This is a genomic window from Kitasatospora sp. NPDC057738 (assembly GCF_042798815.1).
GTDB classification, from domain to species: domain Bacteria; phylum Actinomycetota; class Actinomycetes; order Streptomycetales; family Streptomycetaceae; genus Kitasatospora; species Kitasatospora lactacystinica.
On the sequence record NZ_JBHVJT010000037.1, the window covers coordinates 55,334 to 74,766 of the forward strand.

The following is a 19,433-nucleotide window of genomic DNA, read 5'->3' on the forward strand; positions in this document are numbered from 1 at the left end:
GGGGGGGGGAGGGTAGGGTGGGGGGGTCCCAGTTTGGGGGGGTTGCGGGGGGTGGGGGGGGGGGGGGGGATGGGGGGGTTGGGGGGGGGGGTGTTGCCCGGGCGGGGGGGGGCGGCACGCACCCCCGGGTCGCCCTGCTTGAGCCACACCTCCCCGGTGCTGCCGACGTCGAGGTGCCGGTCGGCGTCGACGTCCTTGACGCCGTCCTTCTCCACGACGAACCCGACGTCCGAGGCGCCGGGCTTCAGCCGCACGTAGGCGAAGGCGCCGTACGCGTCCCGCCCGGTGAAGGCGTGCCCGGCCGGCCACGGGGTGGCCTCGCCGTCGGCGAGGTCGCCCCAGGCGTAGAGGTTCCAGCCGTCGTAGTCGCCGTCCGGCCGGTTGTAGTGGACGACGGCGTACGGGCGGGAGCCCGCGGTGGGCGCCGGCTTCGGTGCGGGGGCGCCGGTGGTGAAGCTCGCGGTGGCGGAGCGCAGGTGGCCGCCGGAGTCCTGCACGACGGCCTTGTAGCGGACCACCGTGCCGGGGGCGACGGCGCCGAGGTCCTGGGTGACCTTGTAGACGCCGTTGTCGGCCGTGCCGAGGGTCTGCCAGGGCCCGTTGCCGATCTGGGCGGCGAAGCTCACCCGGTCGAAGCCACCGCCGTCGACCTTCGCACCGACCGTGACGAGTCCGCTCGAACCGTCCGCCGGCGGCCGCACCGCGAGCTGCGGAGCCGGGCCGACGGCCGCGAGCCGGGCTCCCGCCTTGAACACGACGGAGGACAGCGCCGGCACGGTGACGGTCACCCTGCGGTCGGCGCCGCTGGTGATCCGGTCCCCCGCGGACGGGTAGATCCGGTCGAAGCCCGTCCCCGCCGAGAAGGTGTCCAGGGTGACGGTCTTCGCCTCGGCGGCGTTGTTGACCGCGACCAGGTACTCGACCTGCTGCCCGGCGTCGATCCGGGAGAAGGCGTACACGCCCGCGCCGTCGGCGGCGTACCGCTCGACCTGGGCGCCGTCGGCCAGTGCCGGGTTGTCGCGGCGCAGCCGGGCCAGCCCGGCGATGCCCTGGTAGAGCTCGCCGCCCTGCCCGTAGCGGTCGGCCGGGCCGGAGGGGCCACCGAGCACCCGGTCGCCGTTGTAGGAGGCCGTCTTCGAGGCGAACAGGTCCTGCCGGGCGTCCTTGTCGCCGCCCGCGCCGGTGAAGCCCTGCTCGTCGCCGTAGTAGACGACGGGCTGGCCGCGGGTGAGGAACTGCAGCTCGTTGCCGAGCCGGTCCTTCTTCAGCAGCGTGGCGTCGTCGGCGCCCGGGTTGTCGGCGAGCAGGAAGGAGCCGAAGCGGCCCATGTCGTGGTTGCCGAGGAAGGTCGGCAGCTCGTACGCGTCGGTGTCGGCGCCGGTGTAGCGGTAGTCCTGGCCGTAGACGTCGGCGAGGCCGCGCGCCGAGCCGCCCTGGGAGACGTAGGAGCGGGCCGCGCCCTGGAACGGGAAGTCCAGGGTGGCCTGGAGCCTGCCCTTGGTGACGTACGGCGAGGTGACCGCCGGGTCCCCGGAGTAGACCTCGCCGAACATGAAGAACTTCTTGTTGCCCTGCTTGGCGGCGAAGTCCTTGAGGGCGGGCGCCCACTGCTGCCAGAAGGCCATGTTGACGTGCTTGACGGTGTCGATCCGGAAGCCGTCCACGCCGGCGTCCTTGACCCACTGCTGGTAGACCTTCTCGAAGCCCTTCACCACCTTGGGGTTCTGGGTGTCGAGGTCGTCCAGGCCGCTGAAGTCGCCCTCGGTGGCGGACTCGCCGACGAAGGTCGAGTCGCCCCGGTTGTGGTAGAGCGCCGGGTCGTTGAGCCAGGACGGGGTCTTGGCCCCGGCGTCGGCCGGGGTGCGGAAGACCGGGGTGTAGGGGAAGGAGTCCTTGGTGGTCCGCGGCCAGGGGGCTCCCGCGTCGGCGACGGCGGTCTCGTCCACCGGGTTCCCGTCCGCGTCGAGCGTCGGGTAGGCGCCGGCGGAGCGGTAGCCGTACTGCTTCTCGGCGTAGTCGACGACGTCGGCGGTGTGGTTGGTGATGACGTCGAAGAAGACCTTGATGCCGCGGGCGTGCGCCTTGGCTATCAGCTCCTTGAGCTGCTCGTTGGTGCCGAAGTGCGGGTCGACCTGGGTGAAGTCGGTGATCCAGTAGCCGTGGTACCCGGCCGAGGCGTCGGCCCCGCTGCCCTGCACGGGCTTGTTCTTGAAGATCGGGGCCATCCAGATCGCGGTGGTGCCGAGGTCCTGGATGTAGTCGAGCCGCTGGATCAGCCCGGCGAGGTCGCCGCCGTGGTAGAAGCCCTTGTCGGCGGGGTCGAAGCCGTTCTCCAGCCGCCCGCCGGTGATGCCTCCGCCGTCGTTGGCGGCGTCGCCGTTGGCGAAGCGGTCGGGCAGGACGAAGTAGAACTGTTCGCGGGTGAGGTCGTGCCGCCCTGCGGTGGCCGCCAGCGCGGCGTCCGAGGGCGGGGCCGGCGGGGCGGCGGCGAGGGCCGCGGGGGCGCCGCCGAGGGTGGCGGCGGTCAGTGCGGCGGCCAGCAGGACGGCGGTGCGGCCCGGCGGTCTGCGGCGGCCGGTGGTTCGTCGGGCGGTGCTCCGTCGGGGACGGAGCGGGGCATCGGCCACTGAGGGCTCCCTTAGGGGAAGGGGCGATCGATTTCCCAGGAAGCTAGCGGCCTGCAATATGTTTCAGCAAGATGCTGAAACCGTTTCGTGCCGGGAAATTTCCAGGTGGGCGACCGTCTCCGACCACCCCGATTACTCCCTCGGAGCGACGGGCGTGACAATGGGACGTATGTCCGTCCCACCGGTACGCACCGAACCCCAGAGCACCCCCTACCCCGGTGGGAGCCGGCCCCTAGCCCTCAAGGGGGACAGCCGGTGAAGAATCCACTTCCAGAGGATGAGCGGACGGCTACGAGCGGTCTGGCAGACTTGCCGTCCATGGGGGAACCGACCGAGATCCAGCGAGGCGACGCCGGGCGCGCCGACGCGGCCAGTGGTGGCGGTTCCGAAGCAGCGAAGGCCCTCCCCGGCCGCCTGCCCGATGGAGCCACCCGTGCCGCACAGTCCCGTACCGCCGTCCTGCGCGGCCGCATCGGCGCCCAGCGCCGGTCGCCGGCCAGACCGCGGATCTGGTTCGAACTGGCGCTGATCGGGATCAGCTACTGGATCTACTCGATCGTGCGCAACGCGGTTCCCGAACAGGAAGCGATAGCCCAGAAGCACACGCGCTGGATCTGGGACCTGGAACAGCACCTCGGCATCGCCGTCGAGCGCTCGATCAACCACGCCGTGGACAGCGTCGGGTGGCTCATCACCGGGATGAACTACTACTACGCGACACTGCACTTCGTGATCACGATCGGCGTGCTGGTCTGGCTCTACCGCAGCCACCCCGGGCGCTACGTCGCGGCCCGCACCGTGCTGTTCGTGACCACCGGGATCGCCCTGGTCGGCTTCTACTTCTTCCCGCTGGCCCCGCCCCGGCTGATGACCGACGGCGGCTTCATCGACACCGTGAAGGTCCACGGGACCTGGGGCTCGATGGCCTCCGGGCCCGCCGCGCACGTCTCCAACCAGTACGCGGCCATGCCCTCGATGCACATCGGCTGGTCGATGTGGTGCGGCCTGGCGATCTTCTTCCTGGCCCGCCGGACGTGGGTCCGGGTGCTCGGCCTGCTGTACCCCGCCGCCACCCTGGTGGTCATCGTCTCCACCGCCAACCACTTCTGGATGGACGCCGTCGGCGGCGAGCTCTGCCTGGCGGTGGGCTTCCTCGCCGCCCGCTGGCTCTACCACGAGTGGGTCTACAAACTCCCCAGGGTGCCCGCCCGGGAGACGGCGGCCGAGCAGCCGGTCACCGTGCCCGAGCAGTGGAGCGAGCCCGCGGTCAGCAGCGCACGCCGCTAGCGGCGCCGCGCCGGCCCGCCACGCCGGCCGCCCGGAACGTCGAAGGGGTCCCGCACGGGGCCCCTTTCGCGTGCCCGTCAGCCGGAGCCGTAGAACAGCCGGTCCACCGCCCCCCGGGCCCGCCGGGTGATCCGCCGGTAGTCGTCCAGCAGCTCGCCGCTGTGCCCGGAGCCGTACCCGAGGTAGCGGGCCACCCCGGCCAGCTCCCGGGCCTCCCCCGGGAAGCTGTCCCCGGGCCGGCCGCGCACCAGCATCACCGCCGCCCGCACCCGGGAGGCCAGCACCCAGGCCGCGTCCAGCACCTCGGCGTCCTCCGACCCGACCAGCCCGGCCCGCGCGGCGGCCGCCAGAGCCGCCCTGGTCCGGGTGGTGCGCAGGGCCGGCAGCTCGTGCCCGTGCCGGAGCTGCAGCAGCTGCACCGTCCACTCGACGTCCGCCAGCCCGCCCCGGCCGATCTTGGTGTGGGTGGTCGGGTCGGCCCCGCGCGGCAGCCGCTCGGCCTCGATCCGCGCCTTGATCCGGCGGATCTCCACCAGGTCCCGCTCCGGCACCCCGCCACCGGGGTAGCGCAGCGGGTCGATCAGCTGCCGGAACCGCGCGCCCAGCTCCTCGTCCCCGGCCACCGGCTCGGCCCGCAGCAGCGCCTGGCTCTCCCAGGCGTGCGACCAGCGCCGGTAGTAGGCCGCGTACGAGGCCAGGGTGCGCACCAGCGGGCCGCTGCGGCCCTCCGGCCGCAGGTCGGCGTCGACCAGCAGCGGCGGCTCGGTGGAGGGCGCGCCCAGCTGGGTGCGCAGCTCGTGGCAGACCGCCTGGGCGGCCCGGGCCGCCTCCTCCTCCAGCGAGCCCAGCAGCGGCTCGTGGACGAAGAGCACGTCCGCGTCCGAGCCGTAGCCCAGTTCGTGGCCGCCGAAGCGGCCCATCGCGATCACCGAGATCCGGGTCGGCAGGTCCCCGTGCTCGGCCTCCCACCCGGCGACGCAGGCGCGCAGCGCGCCGCCCAGGGTGGCGGCGTTGAGCGCGGTGAGCGCCTCCCCCGCGGTGTCCAGCGCCTCGGCGGGGTCCTCCCCGAGCCGCCCGAGCACGTCCGCCGCGGCGGTGCGGAACAGCTCCCGGCGGCGCACCGAGCGGGCGGCGGCCACCGCGGCGTGGGTGGACCCGGCCCGGCCGACGGCGGCCAGCACCTCCGACTGCAGCGCCGCCCGGCCGCGCGGCTCCAGGCCGCGCGGATCGCCCAGCATGGCCACCGCCTCGGGGGCGCGCAGCAGCAGGTCGGGGGCGAGCCGGCCGGCCGACAGCACCCGGGCCAGCTGCTCGGCGGCGGCGCTCTCGTCCCGCAGCAGCCGCAGGTACCAGGGCGTGCGGCCGAGCGCGTCGGAGACCTGGCGGAAGTTGAGCAGCCCGGCGTCCGGATCGGCGGACTCGGCGAACCAGCCGAGCAGCACCGGCAGCAGGGTCCGCTGGATCGCGGCCTTGCGGCTCACCCCGGAGGCGAGCGCGCTGAGGTGCCGCAGCGCGGCCGCCGGATCCGCGTAGCCCAGCGCCTCCAGCCGGGCCCGGGCCGCGTCCGGGCTCAGCCCGGTGGCGCCCTGCGGCAGTTCGGCGACGGCGTCCAGCAGCGGCCGGTAGAACAGCTTCTCGTGCAGCCGCCGGACCTCCATCGCGTGCCGCTTCCACTCGCGCTGCAGCGCGGCCACCGGGTCGGCGCGGGTGTCGTCGTTGATCAGCGCCGCCAGCGAGCGGGCCAGCCGTCGCAGGTCCTCGTCGGCGGTGGGCATCAGGTGGGTGCGGCGCAGCCGGTACAGCTGGATGCGGTGCTCCAGCGAGCGCAGGAAGCGGTACGCGGCGTCCAGCGAGGCGGCGTCCGCCCGGCCCACGTACCCGCCCCGGGAGAGGGCGGCCAGCGCCTCCAGGGTGTTGCCGCTGCGCAGCGCCGGGTCGGTGCGGCCGTGCACCAGCTGGAGCAGCTGCACGGAGAACTCGACGTCGCGCAGCCCGCCCGGGCCGAGCTTGAGCTGGCGGTCCAGCTCGGTGGCCGGGATGGAGTCGACCACCCGGCGGCGCATCTGCTGCACGTCGGCGACGAAGTTCTCCCGGGCGGCGGCCTGCCAGACCATCGGGGCGAGCGCCTCGACGTACGCGGCGCCGAGTTCCGCGTCCCCGGCGACCGGGCGGGCCTTGAGCAGCGCCTGGAACTCCCAGGTCTTGGCCCAGCGCTGGTAGTAGGCGAGGTGGCTGGCGAGGGTGCGCACCAGCGGGCCGTTGCGCCCCTCGGGGCGCAGGTTGGCGTCCACCGGCCAGATCGTGCCCTCGCCGGTGGTGTCCGCGCACAGCCGGGTGAGGGCGGCGGCCAGCCGGGTCGCGGCCCTGATCGCCTCCGGCTCGTCCACGCCCTCGCGCGGCTCGGCGACGAAGACCACGTCCACGTCCGAGACGTAGTTGAGCTCGCGGCCGCCGCACTTGCCCATGCCGATCACGGCGAGCCGGCAGGCCGCGGCGGCCTCCGGGTCCTGCTCGGCGGCGAGGTCCAGGGCGGTCTGGAGGGTGGCACCGGCCAGGTCGGCGAGTTCGGCGGCGGTCTGCGCGAGGTCGGTGGTGCCGGTGAGGTCGCGGGCGGCGATGGCGAGCAGGCAGCGGCGGTAGGCGACGCGCAGCGCGTTGGCGGGGCCGAGGGCGTCGTCCCGGACGCCTTCGGCGAGGGCGCGGCGGAAGTCCTCCGGGCCGGGGTGCATGTCGCGCAGTTCGAAGGTGACCAGCACGTGCCAGTCGTGCGGGTGCCGGGCCAGGTGGTCGCCGAGCGCGGTGGAGACGCCGAGCACGCCGAGCAGCCGGTCGCGCAGCGGCTTGGAGGTGGTGAGGGTGTCGCGCAGGGTGTGCCGGTCGGCCTCGTCGGCGGCCTCCAGCAGCCGGGCCAGGCCGAGCAGCGCGAGGTCGGGGTCGGCGGTGGCGCCGAGCGCGTCCAGCAGCAGCGGGTCGTCGGCCAGGCCCTCCAGCCCGGGGCCCTCCAGCAGCCGCACCGCCCGCGCCGGGTCGGTGAACCCGCGCCGGACCAGCCGGTTCTCCGGCCGGCTGACCCGGCTCCCGGCCCGCTGCTCCTCGACCGCCATCGACCCCTCCGTCCGTCCTCGCACCCGCGTCCTCAGGGCCCTAGCAGGCTACGCGCCCCCGGTGTCCGCCGCCGGACGCGCCCGCCGGGTGGACACGGCCGGCCCCTCGACCGCCGTAGGCGTGACCTCGTCCCGGCCGCGCTCGTTCAGCCGGGCGCCGCAGCCCTGCCCGCGGCCCCGCCCCCTCCCCCGGAGCGCCGATGCCCACGACCGGCCCCGCCCGCCTGCCCTCGCTCACCGGGCTGCGCTTCTGGGCGGCCCTGCTGGTGGTGCTCTACCACCTCTCCCACAAGGTGGGCACGCTTCCGGTGCTCGGCCCGCTCGCCTGGTACGGCCGTTCGGGTGTGACGTTCTTCTTCGTGCTCTCCGGCTTCGTGCTGGCCTGGACGTACGGGGCCTCGTCCACCCCGGCCGGGGCCCTGACCTTCGCCCGCCGCCGCTTCGCCCGGATCTGGCCGCTGCACCTGCTGACCACCGTGCTGTCCCTGGGTGCGGACGCGGCGATCGGCGCGGTGCTGCCGGTGGTGGCCGCGCTCTGGTCGCTGGCGCTGGTGCACCCGTGGGCGCTGCCCACCGTGTACGGCGGCAACCCGGCCTCCTGGTCGCTGGGCGCCGAGGCCTGGTTCTACCTGCTGTTCCCGCCGCTGCTGCGCCTGCTGGCCCCGCGCCGGCGCGCCTGGCTGCCGCTCGCGGCCCTGTGCACCGCGCTCGGCCCGGTGCTCTGGGCGGCCGGCGCCCTGCTGCCCGCCGACCCGGCGGTGCGCGGCTGGCTGCTGGACTACCTGCCGCTGACCAGGACCCCGCAGTTCGTCCTCGGCGTGGTCACCGGCCTGGCCGTGCGGCACGGCGCGCTCCCCCGGGTGCGGTCGGCGCGGCCGGGGCTCCTGCCGGCGGCCGCCGCCGTGGCGCTCTGGCACCTGCTGCTGGTCCCCTGGCACGCCGCCGTCCCGGACGCCCTCTGGTACGGCCCGTACAGCGCCTCCCAGTTGCTCCCCGCGCCGCTGTTCGCGGCCCTGCTGGCGGCCGCCGCCCGGCGCGACGCCGCCGGGTGCCCGCCCCGGCCGCTGGCGGGCCGCACGGCCGTCCGGCTCGGCGAGTGGTCGTTCGCCTGGTACCTGGTGCACGAGATCGGCATCCGCTGCTGGCTGTCCGTCCAGGGCCGCCCGGCGCCGGGGGCCGCGACGTTCGGTGTCTGGCTGCTGCTGGCCGGCGGTTCGCTGGCCGCCGCGGGTGTGCTGTACCGCTGGGTGGAGCGCCCCTGCGAGCGGCTGCTGCGCGGCGCCGACCGGGGCCGGGACGCGGCGGGGGGGGGGGGGGGGCCCCCGCCCGGGGGGGGGCCCCCCCCGCCCCGGTGTCGGTGAGCGCCTCCAGGGTGCGCAGGGCGAGCCGCTCGGGCCGGCCGAGGGCGGCGGCGGCCTCGGGGAGGGTGAAGAGCAGGGCGAGCGGCAGGGCGGCGAGCCGGGCCAGGGCGAGCCGTCCCCGGTCGGTGAGGTCGCGCCAGCCGGAGTCCAGCCGGGCGCGGACGGTGACGTCCCCGGCGACCAGTTCGTCCAGGGCGCCCGCCGGGTCCTCCAGCCGGGCCGCGTACTCGGCGAGCGGGAGGTGGCGCAGCACGGCCAGCCGGGTGCCCGCGACCCGGACGGCGAGCGGCAGCAGCCCGCAGGCGGCCACGATCCGGGCGGCTGCGGCGCGGTCGGCGCCGGTCCGGCCGGTGCCGACGATCCGGCCGAGCAGGTCCAGGGCCTCGGTGGGGGCGAGCGGCGGGACGGCGACGCGGCGCACCGAGGCGAGGCCGGCCAGCTGGCTGCGGGAGGTGACCAGTACGGCGCTCGGGCCGAAGCCCGGCAGCAGCTCGCGGACCACGGCCTCGCCCGGGGCGTCGTCCAGGATCAGCAGCAGCCGGCGCCCGGCGAGCGAGGCGCGCCAGAGGGCGGCCGCCCGGGCCGTGTCGCCGGGGCCGGGCTCGGGGGCGTGGTCGGGGCCTTGGTCGGGGGCGAGTCGAACAGTCCCGACGGGTGCGACGGGCGCGACGGGTGCGGCGCCCGGGCGGCCGGTGAGGACGGCGAGTTCGGCGAGCACCTCGGGCAGCGGGCGGGCGGTGCCGTCCTCGGCGCGCAGCCGGACCAGCACCCGGCCGTCCGGGAAGCGGTCGGCGAGCAGGTGGCCGGCGTGCACGGCGAGCGCGGTCTTGCCGCAGCCGGCCGGGCCGGACAGCACCGCGACGCGCCCGCCTCCCTCGCCCAACTCGTCGACGAGATTGCTTAGTTCGTCGGTTCTTCCGGTGAAGTCGGCGGTGTCGGCGGGCAGCAGCGCGACGCCGTTCGGCCCGGCGCCGCGCTCCGGGCGGGCGGCGGCGGGCAGGGAGCGGCCGCGGGCGAGCAGCTCCCGGTAGCGGGCGGTCAGCGCGGGGCTCGGCTCCAGCCCCAACTCCCGGGCGAGCAGCTGGCGGTGGGTGTCGTAGACGGCGAGCGCCTCGGCCTGGCGGCCGGACAGGTGCAGGGCGTTCATCCGGGCGGCCTGGAGGCGCTCGCGCAGCGGGTGGCGCTCGGCGAGCTCGGCGAGGTCCTCGGCGACGGCCCCGGGGTTGCCGAGCTCCAACTCGGTCTCCGCCCAGTCCTCGTGGACGCCCAGGCAGCGGGCCTCCAGCCGGTCCGCCTCCGCCTCGACGGCCGGCGAACGGCGCAGGTCGGCGAGCGGCGGGCCCTGCCAGAGGTCGAGGGCCTGGCGCAGCAGCCGGGCGGCGGGGGCGAGCGCTCCGCCGTCGGCGGCGGCCCGGCCGGCCCGGGCCAGGGCGCGGAACCGCAGCAGGTCCAACTCGGGCTCGGCGACCCGCAGCAGGTAGCCGGCGGCCGAGTGCACCAGCCGGTCGGGCCCGTCCCCGCGGCCGAGCAGGGTGCGCAGGGTGCAGATGTAGACCTGGAGGTTCTTCCGGGCGGTGCGCGGCGGCTCCTCGGGCCACACCGCGTCGGTGAGCAGGTCGACCGGGACGGCGGTGTTGGCGCGGCTCAGCAGGACGGCGAGCACCAGCCGCTGCTTCAGCGGCCCGAGGGCCAGCGGGCGGCCGTCGGCCTCCCCGGTGAGCGGGCCGAGGACGGCGAAGCGCAGCCGGGCGGGGGTGGCGGGCTGGGCCAGGGGCATCGGCGTACCTCCGGGGCGTGGGCGTGCGCGTGGGTGTGGGCTTGGGCGTGCGCTTGGGCGTTCGCGGCAACGGTGTGGCAGGTGGCAGGTGGCAGGTGGCAGGTGGCGGGGCTGCCGGCGGCGGGGCGGCCGTGGTGCGGGTGCGGGTGCGGGTGCGGCGGTGCGGTGTGGGCGCAGGCTACTTGACGGCCGATCGGCGCTGAAGGCCGCGGAACCGGCCGGGTCCGCTCCCCCCGGGCCCATGGCCGGGGCCCCGCGGCGGGGCGTCGACGGTGGGGTCCGTACGGCTGCGCGGTCGCCGTTCCGGCAGGTCGGCCGGGGTGGCGCGGCCCGGTCGGGCCGGGTGGACGGGCGGCCCGCGGGGCGCCGCCGGGCGGGCGTACGGGACGGTGGGGAAGGGCGCGTTCCGGCGGTTCTCGACCGGGGCTCCGCGCCGCGGTGAGCGCGGCCCGAGCGGGCGGCGATCCGGGCACGCGGCCACCCGACGGCCGGTCAGGAGGCACGGGACGCGCGGCCGGGAGGCGCCGGGCGGGCGGCCGGGAGGTCCCGGGTGCGCGGTCGGGAGGTCCCGGTCGGGGCCCGGGAACTCGGGCCCAGCGGCCCCGGGCGGGCGGGCCGAAGGGCCCTGGGGCGCGGAGGGCGCCTGTTCGGATCATGGAGCGCCATCCATTCGCACGACGTTCCGAAGGAGTGCGTCCTTGAGCGCCACCCAGGCACAGGGCGACCCCACCTCACCGCCAACGGCCCTCCCAGCAGGGACGGCCAGGGCCAGGAGGCCCGGTTCGGCCCTGGTCAGACTGCTGACCACCACCGACCACAAGACGATCGGCACCATGTACCTGGTGTCGTCGTTCGCGTTCTTCCTGATCGGCGGCATCCTCGCCCTGGTCATGCGCGCCGAACTCGCCCGGCCCGGAACGCAGATCCTCTCCAACGAGCAGTTCAACCAGGCCTTCACCATGCACGGCTCGGTGATGCTGCTGCTGTTCGCCATGCCGCTGTTCACCGGCTTCGCCAACTGGATCATGCCGCTCCAGATCGGCGCGCCGGACGTCGCCTTCCCGCGCCTGAACATGCTGTCCTACTGGCTGTTCATGTTCGGCTCGCTGATCGCCGCGGCCGGCTTCGCGACCCCGGGGGGCGCCGCCGACTTCGGCTGGTTCCTCTACGCGCCGCTGTCCGACGCGATCCACTCGCCCGGCGTCGGCGCCGACATGTGGATCATGGGCGTGACGCTGTCCGGCTTCGGCAGCATCTTCGGCGCCGTCAACTTCATCACCACCATCATCTGCATGCGCGCTCCGGGCATGACCATGTTCCGGATGTCCATCTTCTGCTGGAACGTGCTGCTCACCTCGGTGCTGGTGCTGCTGGTCTTCCCGGTGCTGGCCGCCGCGCTGCTGGCGCTGGAGTGCGACCGCAAGTTCGGCTCCCACGTCTTCGACCCGGCCAACGGCGGGGCGATGCTCTGGCAACACCTGTTCTGGTTCTTCGGGCATCCCGAGGTGTACATCCTGGCGCTGCCGTTCTTCGGGATCGTCTCCGAGGTCATCCCGGTGTTCAGCCGCAAGCCGATGTTCGGCTACTCCGGCCTGATCGCCGCGACGGTGGCCATCGCGGGCCTGTCGGTGACGGTGTGGGCGCACCACATGTACGTCACCGGGCAGGTGCTGCTGCCGTTCTTCTCGTTCATGACCTTCCTGATCGCCGTCCCGACCGGGGTGAAGTTCTTCAACTGGGTCGGCACCATGTGGCGGGGCTCGCTGAGTTTCGAGACACCGATGCTCTGGACGGTCGGCTTCCTGGTCACCTTCCTGTTCGGCGGCCTGACCGGCGTGCTGCTCGCGGCCCCGCCGATCGACTTCCACGTCTCCGACTCGTACTTCGTGGTCGCCCACTTCCACTACACGCTGTTCGGCACCGTGGTCTACGCGATGTTCGCCGGCTTCCACTTCTGGTGGCCGAAGATGACCGGCAAGAAGCTCGACGAGCGGCTCGGCCGGATCACCTTCTGGACCCTGACGGTCGGCTTCCACGCGACCTTCCTGGTCCAGCACTGGCTGGGCGCCGAGGGCATGCCGCGCCGGTACGCGGACTACCTGGACTCGGACGGCTTCACCACCCTGAACACCTTCTCCACCATCGGCTCGTTCCTGCTCGGCCTGTCGATCCTGCCGTTCCTCTACAACATCTGGAAGACCGCCAAGTACGGCGAGAAGGTCACCGAGGACGACCCGTGGGGCTGGGGCCGCTCGCTGGAGTGGGCCACCTCCTGCCCGCCGCCGCGGCACAACTTCGTCAAGCTGCCGCGGATCCGCTCCGAATCCCCGGCCTTCGACCTCCACCACCCGGACATCGCGGCCATGGACGTCCTGGCGCACAGCGGCAAGCCCGCCACGCACCTGGGCGACGTGGAGCCGACGAAGTACGACCGGCCGCTGAGCCGGGCGGACCGGGCGGCCGCCGCCGTCGCGGTCAAGGCCCCGCCCTCCGAGGCCGCCGCGTCCACCGATTCACCCTCCTCGGGCGGCTGAGCCCGCCCCTCGAACGCCGTCCCCGCCCGCGTCGCTGCCCCCGGGCGGGCGGGGACGGCCCATTTCTCCCCTTCTCCCCTCCCCACCCCTTCGTGACCAGGAAGGCCGGGTCGTGAACCACACCGTTCTCGCCATCGGCACCGCCGCCCTCACCGCGAGCGGCTGTGTCTGGTACCTGCCCGCCATCGCCGACCTCCAGGCCGGCGCCGACCGGCCCCGCTCCACCCGTACGGCCGCCGCGGCCTGCGTGCTGTGGTGGGCCGGGCTCGCGCTCGCGGGCGGGCTGCTGCTCGTCGTGCCGGACTGGCGGCCCGCCGCACAGATCGCGCTCGCCGGACTGGTCGGCGGCACGGCGCTGCGGCTGCGGGCCCTGTGGGACCGCCGCCGGGAGGTGAAGGAGACCGCGGCCCGCTGGGCCGCCCTGGACGTGGGCCCCGCCCCGCGCTCCCACCGGCCGCCGGCCCTGGCCCTGGCCGGGTGGCTGGTGGTCGGCGCGGCCGTCGCCTCGCTCGGGGCGGTCGCCATCCTGGTGTCCGGCGGCGGCGAGGTCGTGCCCCGGGTGGTGCTCGCGGCGGCCAGCGGCGCGGGCATCGCGCTCGCCTTCCTGCTGATGGGGCTCGGGAACGTCCGGCGGCAGGGGCGCTGAGGACGCTTCCGCCGGCGCGCCTCCCGAGCGGCCCGGCGGACCCTGAAGAGACCTGAAGAGAACCGCAGGCCCGGTCCCGGTCCGGCCCGGGCCGTGTGGCCCGGCCGGAATGGGGCCGTTGGGCCCTGGGTCCCCGGGCCGGGTCCGGGGGATGATGCCCTGGGCCCCGCTGGGAGTGTGCGGGGGTGCGACGAAGGTGGAGCCGCGTGATGGCGACCAAGACGGAGGGTGCCGGGGCCCCGGCGCCGGTCCGGGTGTTCCTGCTGGACGACCACGAGGTGGTGCGCCGCGGGGTGCACGACCTGCTGGACTGCGAGCCGGACCTGGAAGTGGTCGGGGAGGCGGCGACGGCCGAGCAGGCGCTCGTCCGGGTGCCCGCGCTGCGGCCCGACGTGGCCGTGCTGGACGTCCGGCTGGGCGACGGTGACGGCGTCTCGGTCTGCCGTGAGCTGCGCTCGCGGATGCCCGGGCTGGCCTGCCTGATGCTGACCTCCTTCGACGACGAGGAGGCGCTGCTGGACGCCGTGATGGCGGGCGCCGCCGGGTACGTGCTCAAGCAGATCAGCGGGACCGACCTGGTCGCCGCCGTCCGCACCGTCGCCTCCGGCCGTTCGATGCTCGACCCCGGCGCCGCGACCCGCCTCCTGAACCGCCTGCGCAGCGACGCCGAGCCCGCCCAGCCGGTCACCACCGGACCGGGCCTGACCGCGCGCGAGCAGGAGGTCCTCGAACTCATCGGAGAGGGCCTGACCAACCGGCAGATCGGCGAGCGGCTCTACCTCGCCGAGAAGACCGTCAAGAACCACGTGTCGCGGCTGCTCGCCAAGCTCGGCGTCGAGCGGCGGGTGCAGGCGGCCCTGATCGCCACCGAGCTGCGCCAGGCCTCCGCGGCCGCGCAGCCCTCCGTGCTGCGCACCGGCCGGGGCTGAGTCCGGCCGTTCGGCACTGTCTGTGCCCGTTCGGTGCGGTGCAGTGCCGTTCGGGGCCGAACGGTCCTTCGGTCCCGGGCCTGGGACCCGGGGCCGACGGCCCGCCGGGCGGGGCTCTCGCCGGGCCCGGCCGGGACCATCGGCCCTCGCGGCCCGGCCCGGGCCCGGGCGAGCATCGCTCGCATGAACCGCGACCACGTCCCGTCCCCCCGGCCCGTCCCGTACGACCCGCCCGGTCCGGCAGCCCCGCCCGGTCCGGCAGCTCTGCCCGGTCCGGCCGCCCCGGCCGTCGCGTACGACGGCCCCGCTCCGCTCGACCGGCCCGTTCCGTCCGGCCGACCTGTTCCGCAGGACCGGCCCGACCTGCCGGAACTGCGCGAACTCGACCGGAAGCGGTCGCTGGAGCTGCTGGCCCGTGCCGACGTCGGCCGGGTGGTCTACACCGTCGACGCCCTCCCGGCCGTCCTGCCGGTGCCGTTCCGGCTGGCCCCCGGCGGTGTGCTGCTCTCGGCACCGGCCGGCTCCGAACTGGCCCGGGCGGTGGACGGCGCGGTGATCGCCTTCGAGGCCGACGAGGTGGACGGCCGGGACGGCTCCGGCTGGTTCGTCACGGTCCTCGGCCGCGCGCAGGTCCGCCCGGCGGCCAGGACGGCCGATCCGGGCGGCACGGTCCGCATCCGCATCCGCCCGGAACTGGTCATCGGCCGGTGCCTGGCCTGAGCCGGCGGCCCCGAGGCGTCCTCACGGCCCCAGCAACGCCAGGGCGGTGCGCAGGAGTTCGGCGTCCGCCGCGGCGTCCGCGGTGCCGGCCAGGCCGGAGCGGAAGAGCGAGGCGCCCTCGATCAGCATGACGAACACCTGGGCGCGGGCGTGCCGTTCCTCCTCCGTCAGGGTCGGTTGGCGTTCGGCGAGGAAGCAGGCGACCAGCTCCCGGTAGCGGTCGTAGAAGGCCCGGACGGTGGCGGCCACCGAGGGGTCGCGGGCGGCCAGCGCCCACAGCTCGGCGAACAGGCGGACCAGGCGCACGTCCTGCTGCTCGGCGAGCAGTTCGCGGAGCAGGGCGTCCTCGTCGCGGCCCGGGTCGAGCAGCGGCGCGAGCCGCTCCACCGAGCGGGCGAGGACGCGCTCCAGCACGGCGGCCACCAGCTCGGCGTGGGTCGGGAAGTAGTGCTGGAGGTGGCCGAGGCGGACGCCCGCGGCGGCGGCCACCGCCCGCATGGACAGTTCGGTGCCGCCCGTGGTGACGAGCAACTCCTCCGCGGTGTCGAGCAGTTGCTCCCGCCGCTGGGCGCCCTTGCCGCTGAGCCCCCGGACGCTGCTCATGCCGCCGCCGCCGTGCCGTGCCGCCCGTCGGCCCCGGTGGCCGTGACGGTGACGGTGACGCCCAGGGCTGCCAGGTCCTCCAGGACCTGCCCGGGGCGCGGGGTCTGCTCGGGGAAGGCCACCCCGGCGGGCGGCGGGGCGCCGTCCGTGCCGAGCGCCCGGCGCAGCGCCAGCAGGGCGCCGACGGCGGTGAGCCGGGCCTGGCCGCCCCGGTCCTCGACGGTGGCGGTGAGGGCGCGTCCGCCGGAGGCGACGTCGGTGCGCAGCAGGGCGGTGCCGCCCTCGCCGGGGGAGTGGAGCAGAGCGCGGCGGGCCGGCTCCCAGCGGTCGCCGCGGCCCCAGCGGAAGAAGCCGGCGTGCCGGGCCGCGAGCAGGGCGGTGGTGGAGGAGCGGGAGCTGAAGCCGATCCGGGTGGCGGCGGTGGTGGCGCCCAGCGTGAGCGGGAGGGTGAACTGCTCGGGGGTGTCGATCCCGGCGACCAGGGTCGGGGTGTCGCCGATGCGGACGGTCCGCGGGCGGCTGAGCGGGGCGACGGAGTGGCGTCGGCCGTCCTCGATCACCTCGTAGTCGAGTCCCAGGCGGTCCATGAACTCCACCGAGTCGGCGCCGGCCCGGTCCGCGAGGTCCCAGCGGATGGCGGTCTCGATCCGCTCGGCCCCGCCCAGCCGGTCCGCCAGGGCGGCGGCGACCAGGCTGGTCACCCCGCCCATCCAGGCCGAGGAGAGCAGCACCGGGGCGGTCGGGCGCAGCAGGGCGGCGAGCGTGGCCGCGCGCTGGAGCCGGGCGGTCCAGCGGGTGACGTCCACGTACGGGACGCCCGCGCGGACGGCGGCCCGCAGCACCCGGTCGTCCGGGTCGTTGACCACCCCGACCACGGCCCGTACGGCGGCGGTGAACGGCTCGGGGTCGGCGAGGTCCCAGCGGCGGACGGTGGTGTCGTCCAGTTCGGCGGCGAGGGCGGCGCCGCGCTGCTCGGAGCGGCCGGTGAGCAGCAACGGCCAGGTGGGGGAGGCGAGTCGGGCGAGTTCGGCGCCGACGGTGCCGTAGCCGCCGACCAGCAGGACGGGGCCGTCGGGGTTGTGGCTGAGGCGGTCCGAGGGGAAGGTGGGGTGCGGGGAGAGACCTGAGACGGATGTGGGGCTCATGGAGACAAATATAGGTCGCCCGACCTAAAATTTTCGTCATGACGTACTCCGATTCCCCCGAACAGACCTTTGACCTGCGTACCTTCGACAGCGGCCACGGCCGCCTCGCCTACCTCGACGCCGGTACCGGCGAACCCCTGGTGCTGCTGCACGGCGGCCTGCTGGACCGCCGGAGCTGGGCCGACCAACTCCCCGCCCTGCTGCCCGAATACCGGGTGATCGCCCCGGACACCCGCGGCCACGGCGCCTCCGACAACGCCGGCCGGCCCTTCCGCCCCGCCGACGACCTGGCGGACCTGCTGCGCCACCTCGGCCTGGGCCCGGTGACCGTGATCGGGCTCTCCATGGGCGGGACGATCGCCCTCGACCTCGCCCTCGAACACCCCGAACTGGTCCGCGCGCTGGTGATCAGCGGCAACGGCACCAGCGAATCCGAGTTCACCGACCCGTGGCTCGGCGAACTCGCCGCCCACCAGACCGCCGCGCTCGCCGAGGGCGACGCCGAGGCCTGGCTCGACTCCTTCACCAGCCTCGCCTCCGGGCCGCACCGCCGCCTGGACGAGGTCGATCCGGAGGTGGTGCGCCGGCTCAAGGAGATGACCCGGAGCACCGTCGCCAAGCACACCCCCGACGAGCCCCAGTACCTGGTGCCGGTGACCGACACCTGGAAGCGGCTCACCGGGATCACCGTCCCGCTGCTGGCGATCAACGGCGGCATCGACTCGGTGGACCACATCAACCTGGCCGAACGGGTCGTGCGCACCGTCGTCGAAGGCCGCGCGGTGATCGTCGAGGGCACCGGGCACTACCCCAACATGGAACGGCCGGAGGAGTTCAACAGCCATCTCCTCGGTTTCCTGCGCACCCTGCCCACCCTGCCCACCCTGCGCGGCTGACGGCTGACGGCTGACGGCTGACGGCTGACGGCTGACGGGAGGCGGGTGGCGGGAGGCGGGTGGCGGGAGGCCCTCAGGACCCGATCGGGGCCTCCCAGACCAGCCGGGTGCCGCCGCCCTCGGCCGGGTCGACGGTGAAGGAGCCGCCGACCCGGTCGGCGCGCTCGGCCAGGTTGCGCAGCCCGCTGCGCCGCCCGCCCTCGGGCACGCCGACGCCGTCGTCCGTCACGCTCAGCGCCACCCGCCCGGCCAGGGCACGCAGCGTCACCTCGACCCGGGACGCCTTGGCGTGCCGGGCGGCGTTGCTGAGCGCCTCGGCGAGGACCGCGACCACGTGCCCGGCCAGCTCCTGCGGCACGTCGGTGTCCAGCAGGCCCTCCATGCTCAGCCGGGGCGGGAAGCCGAGCGTGCCCTGGGCGTCGGTGACCACCCGGGTGGCGCGGGCGCGCAGGCCGCGGTCCGGCTCGCTGTGGGCGCGCAGGCCGAAGATGGTCGAGCGAATGATCTTGATGGTCTCGTCCAGGTCGGCCACCGCCCGGGCCACCCGGTCCGACGCGGCCTGGCTCTCGATCAGCCGGCCCGCGCTCTGCAGCGTCATCCCGGTCGCGAACAGCCGCTGGATCGCCAGGTCGTGCAGGTCCCGGGCGATCCGGTCACGGTCCTCCAGCAGGTTCAACTGCTCGGCGTCACGCCGCCGTTCGGCCAGCTCCAGGGCCAGCGCCGCCTGGTCGGCGAAGCCCAGCAGCGGACCGGTCTCCTCCGGCCCGAACGCCGGCTGACCCTGCGCCCGGGCCAGCAGCAGCACGCCCCGCCCGTACCCGGCACCCGTACCCAGCGGCACCGCCACCGCCGCGCCCAGCCCGTCGAAGCGGCCCGCCGGACCGGCCGGGAAACGGGCGTCGCAGGCCAGCTCGTCACTGGTGGCCGGCGAGCCGGAGGCGTACGCGGCACCCGACAGCGTGCCGTCCACCGGCACCGTCACCCCCAGCCGCGCGGACGGCGTGCCACCCAGCGCGACCTCCACCGTCAACTCCTCGGCCCGCTCCTCCGGACCGGCCAGCGCCACCGAGACGTCCGCCAGCTCGGCGCCCGAGATCTCCCGCGCCCGACGGGCGATCAGCTCGACCACCTCCAGCCGCGGCGCCCCCGACAGCAGACTGCGGGTGATCTCGGTGCTCGCCCGCAGCCAGCGCTGACGCAGCTGCGCCTCCTCGTACAGCCGGGCGTTGTCGATCGCCACACCGGCCGCGACCGCCAGGGTGGAGATCACCGCCTCGTCGTCCTCGTCGAAGTCCAGCCCACCGCGCTTGTCCGTCAGGTAGAGGTTGCCGAACACCTCGCCGTGCACCCGCACCGGCACCCCCAGGAAGGTGTGCATCGGCGGATGGTTCGACGGGAAGCCCACCGAGGCCGGGTGGTCGGACAGCACCGGGCAGCGCAGCGGCCGCGGCTCGCGGATCAGCTCGCCCAGGATGCCCCGGCCCGACGGCGGCGGGCCGATCTCGGCGATCTCCTCCTCCGTCAGGCCCACCGTCAGGAACTGCGACAGCGTGTGCCCGTCCGGCCCGATCACCCCGAGCGCCCCGTACCGGGCGTCCACCAGATCGGCGGCGGCCTCCACGATCCGGTGCAGCGCCTGCGCCAGGTCCAGCTCCCGCCCGACCGCCAGCACCGCCTCCAACAGGCTGTGCACCCGGTTCTGGGTGCCGCGCGCCGCGTCGATCCGCCACTGGAGCTCCTCCAGCAGCTCGTCCAGGCGCAGCCGTGGCATCCGCGCGCCGCCACCCGCCGCGCTGCCGTCCGC

Annotated in this window: 12 protein-coding genes and 2 pseudogenes; 8 read left to right on the top strand and 6 right to left on the bottom strand. The window is 75.3% G+C overall.

Annotated elements, in window-relative coordinates; genetic code table 11:
* Positions 1-87: 87 nt before the first annotated feature.
* Positions 88-2,627: pseudogene (locus tag ACFVGO_RS21040) on the bottom strand (alpha-amylase family glycosyl hydrolase); the annotation flags it as partial.
* A 318-nt stretch (positions 2,628-2,945) separates the two neighbouring features.
* Between ACFVGO_RS21040 and ACFVGO_RS21045 the strand changes: the two are divergent.
* The gene (locus ACFVGO_RS21045; protein WP_359896951.1) at positions 2,946-3,914 is read left to right on the top strand and encodes a phosphatase PAP2 family protein; all 969 of its coding nucleotides are present in this window, start codon (positions 2,946-2,948) and stop codon (positions 3,912-3,914) included.
* A gap of 77 nt (positions 3,915-3,991) precedes the next feature.
* On the opposite strand, the gene ACFVGO_RS21050 is transcribed toward ACFVGO_RS21045, so the two are convergent.
* Entirely contained in the window at positions 3,992-7,018 is a 3,027-nt protein-coding gene (locus ACFVGO_RS21050) for a bifunctional [glutamine synthetase] adenylyltransferase/[glutamine synthetase]-adenylyl-L-tyrosine phosphorylase (RefSeq protein ID WP_359896949.1), read from the bottom strand.
* 200 nt (positions 7,019-7,218) lie between these two features.
* On the opposite strand from ACFVGO_RS21050, the gene ACFVGO_RS21055 reads away from it, so the two are divergent.
* Positions 7,219-8,379, top strand: coding sequence for an acyltransferase family protein (locus ACFVGO_RS21055; protein WP_380633332.1), 1,161 nt, complete (start codon positions 7,219-7,221; stop codon positions 8,377-8,379).
* A gap of 241 nt (positions 8,380-8,620) precedes the next feature.
* Positions 8,621-9,283 carry a hypothetical protein gene (locus ACFVGO_RS21060; protein ID WP_380633334.1) on the top strand — a complete coding sequence of 221 codons (663 nt, stop codon included), beginning with the start codon at positions 8,621-8,623 and terminating at the stop codon, positions 9,281-9,283.
* 171 nt (positions 9,284-9,454) lie between these two features.
* Here the strand turns inward: ACFVGO_RS21060 and ACFVGO_RS21065 are convergent.
* A pseudogene (locus ACFVGO_RS21065) lies at positions 9,455-10,399 on the bottom strand (BTAD domain-containing putative transcriptional regulator); the annotation flags it as partial.
* Between the two features lie 455 nt (positions 10,400-10,854).
* Between ACFVGO_RS21065 and ctaD the strand changes: the two are divergent.
* The 4 genes from ctaD (at position 10,855) to ACFVGO_RS21085 (ending at position 14,985) form a co-directional block, all read left to right on the top strand.
* Entirely contained in the window at positions 10,855-12,690 is a 1,836-nt protein-coding gene (gene ctaD, locus ACFVGO_RS21070; protein WP_380352263.1) for a cytochrome c oxidase subunit I, read from the top strand.
* 112 nt (positions 12,691-12,802) lie between these two features.
* Complete coding sequence (locus ACFVGO_RS21075) at positions 12,803-13,336, top strand: hypothetical protein (RefSeq protein WP_359900911.1); 534 nt, start codon at positions 12,803-12,805, stop codon at positions 13,334-13,336.
* Between the two features lie 209 nt (positions 13,337-13,545).
* Entirely contained in the window at positions 13,546-14,265 is a 720-nt protein-coding gene (locus ACFVGO_RS21080) for a response regulator transcription factor (RefSeq protein WP_359900914.1), read from the top strand.
* 363 nt (positions 14,266-14,628) lie between these two features.
* The gene (locus ACFVGO_RS21085) at positions 14,629-14,985 is read left to right on the top strand and encodes a pyridoxamine 5'-phosphate oxidase family protein (protein ID WP_359901048.1); all 357 of its coding nucleotides are present in this window, start codon (positions 14,629-14,631) and stop codon (positions 14,983-14,985) included.
* A 21-nt stretch (positions 14,986-15,006) separates the two neighbouring features.
* On the opposite strand, the gene ACFVGO_RS21090 is transcribed toward ACFVGO_RS21085, so the two are convergent.
* Together ACFVGO_RS21090 and ACFVGO_RS21095 are read right to left on the bottom strand one after the other, a co-directional pair.
* A complete protein-coding gene (locus ACFVGO_RS21090) occupies positions 15,007-15,588 on the bottom strand; it encodes a TetR/AcrR family transcriptional regulator (protein WP_380633337.1) in 582 nt (193 codons plus the stop codon).
* On the bottom strand, positions 15,585-16,733 hold the full coding sequence (locus ACFVGO_RS21095; RefSeq protein ID WP_380633339.1) for a saccharopine dehydrogenase: 1,149 nt from the start codon (positions 16,731-16,733) through the stop codon (positions 15,585-15,587). The genes ACFVGO_RS21090 and ACFVGO_RS21095 overlap by 4 nt, the downstream gene beginning before the upstream one ends.
* A gap of 38 nt (positions 16,734-16,771) precedes the next feature.
* On the opposite strand from ACFVGO_RS21095, the gene ACFVGO_RS21100 reads away from it, so the two are divergent.
* On the top strand, positions 16,772-17,629 hold the full coding sequence (locus tag ACFVGO_RS21100; protein WP_380633341.1) for an alpha/beta fold hydrolase: 858 nt from the start codon (positions 16,772-16,774) through the stop codon (positions 17,627-17,629).
* Between the two features lie 73 nt (positions 17,630-17,702).
* On the opposite strand, the gene ACFVGO_RS21105 is transcribed toward ACFVGO_RS21100, so the two are convergent.
* Positions 17,703-19,400 (bottom strand): GAF domain-containing protein, encoded by a 1,698-nt coding sequence (locus ACFVGO_RS21105; RefSeq protein ID WP_380633357.1) that lies wholly within the window; start codon positions 19,398-19,400, stop codon positions 17,703-17,705.
* Between the last annotated feature and the right edge of the window lie 33 nt (positions 19,401-19,433).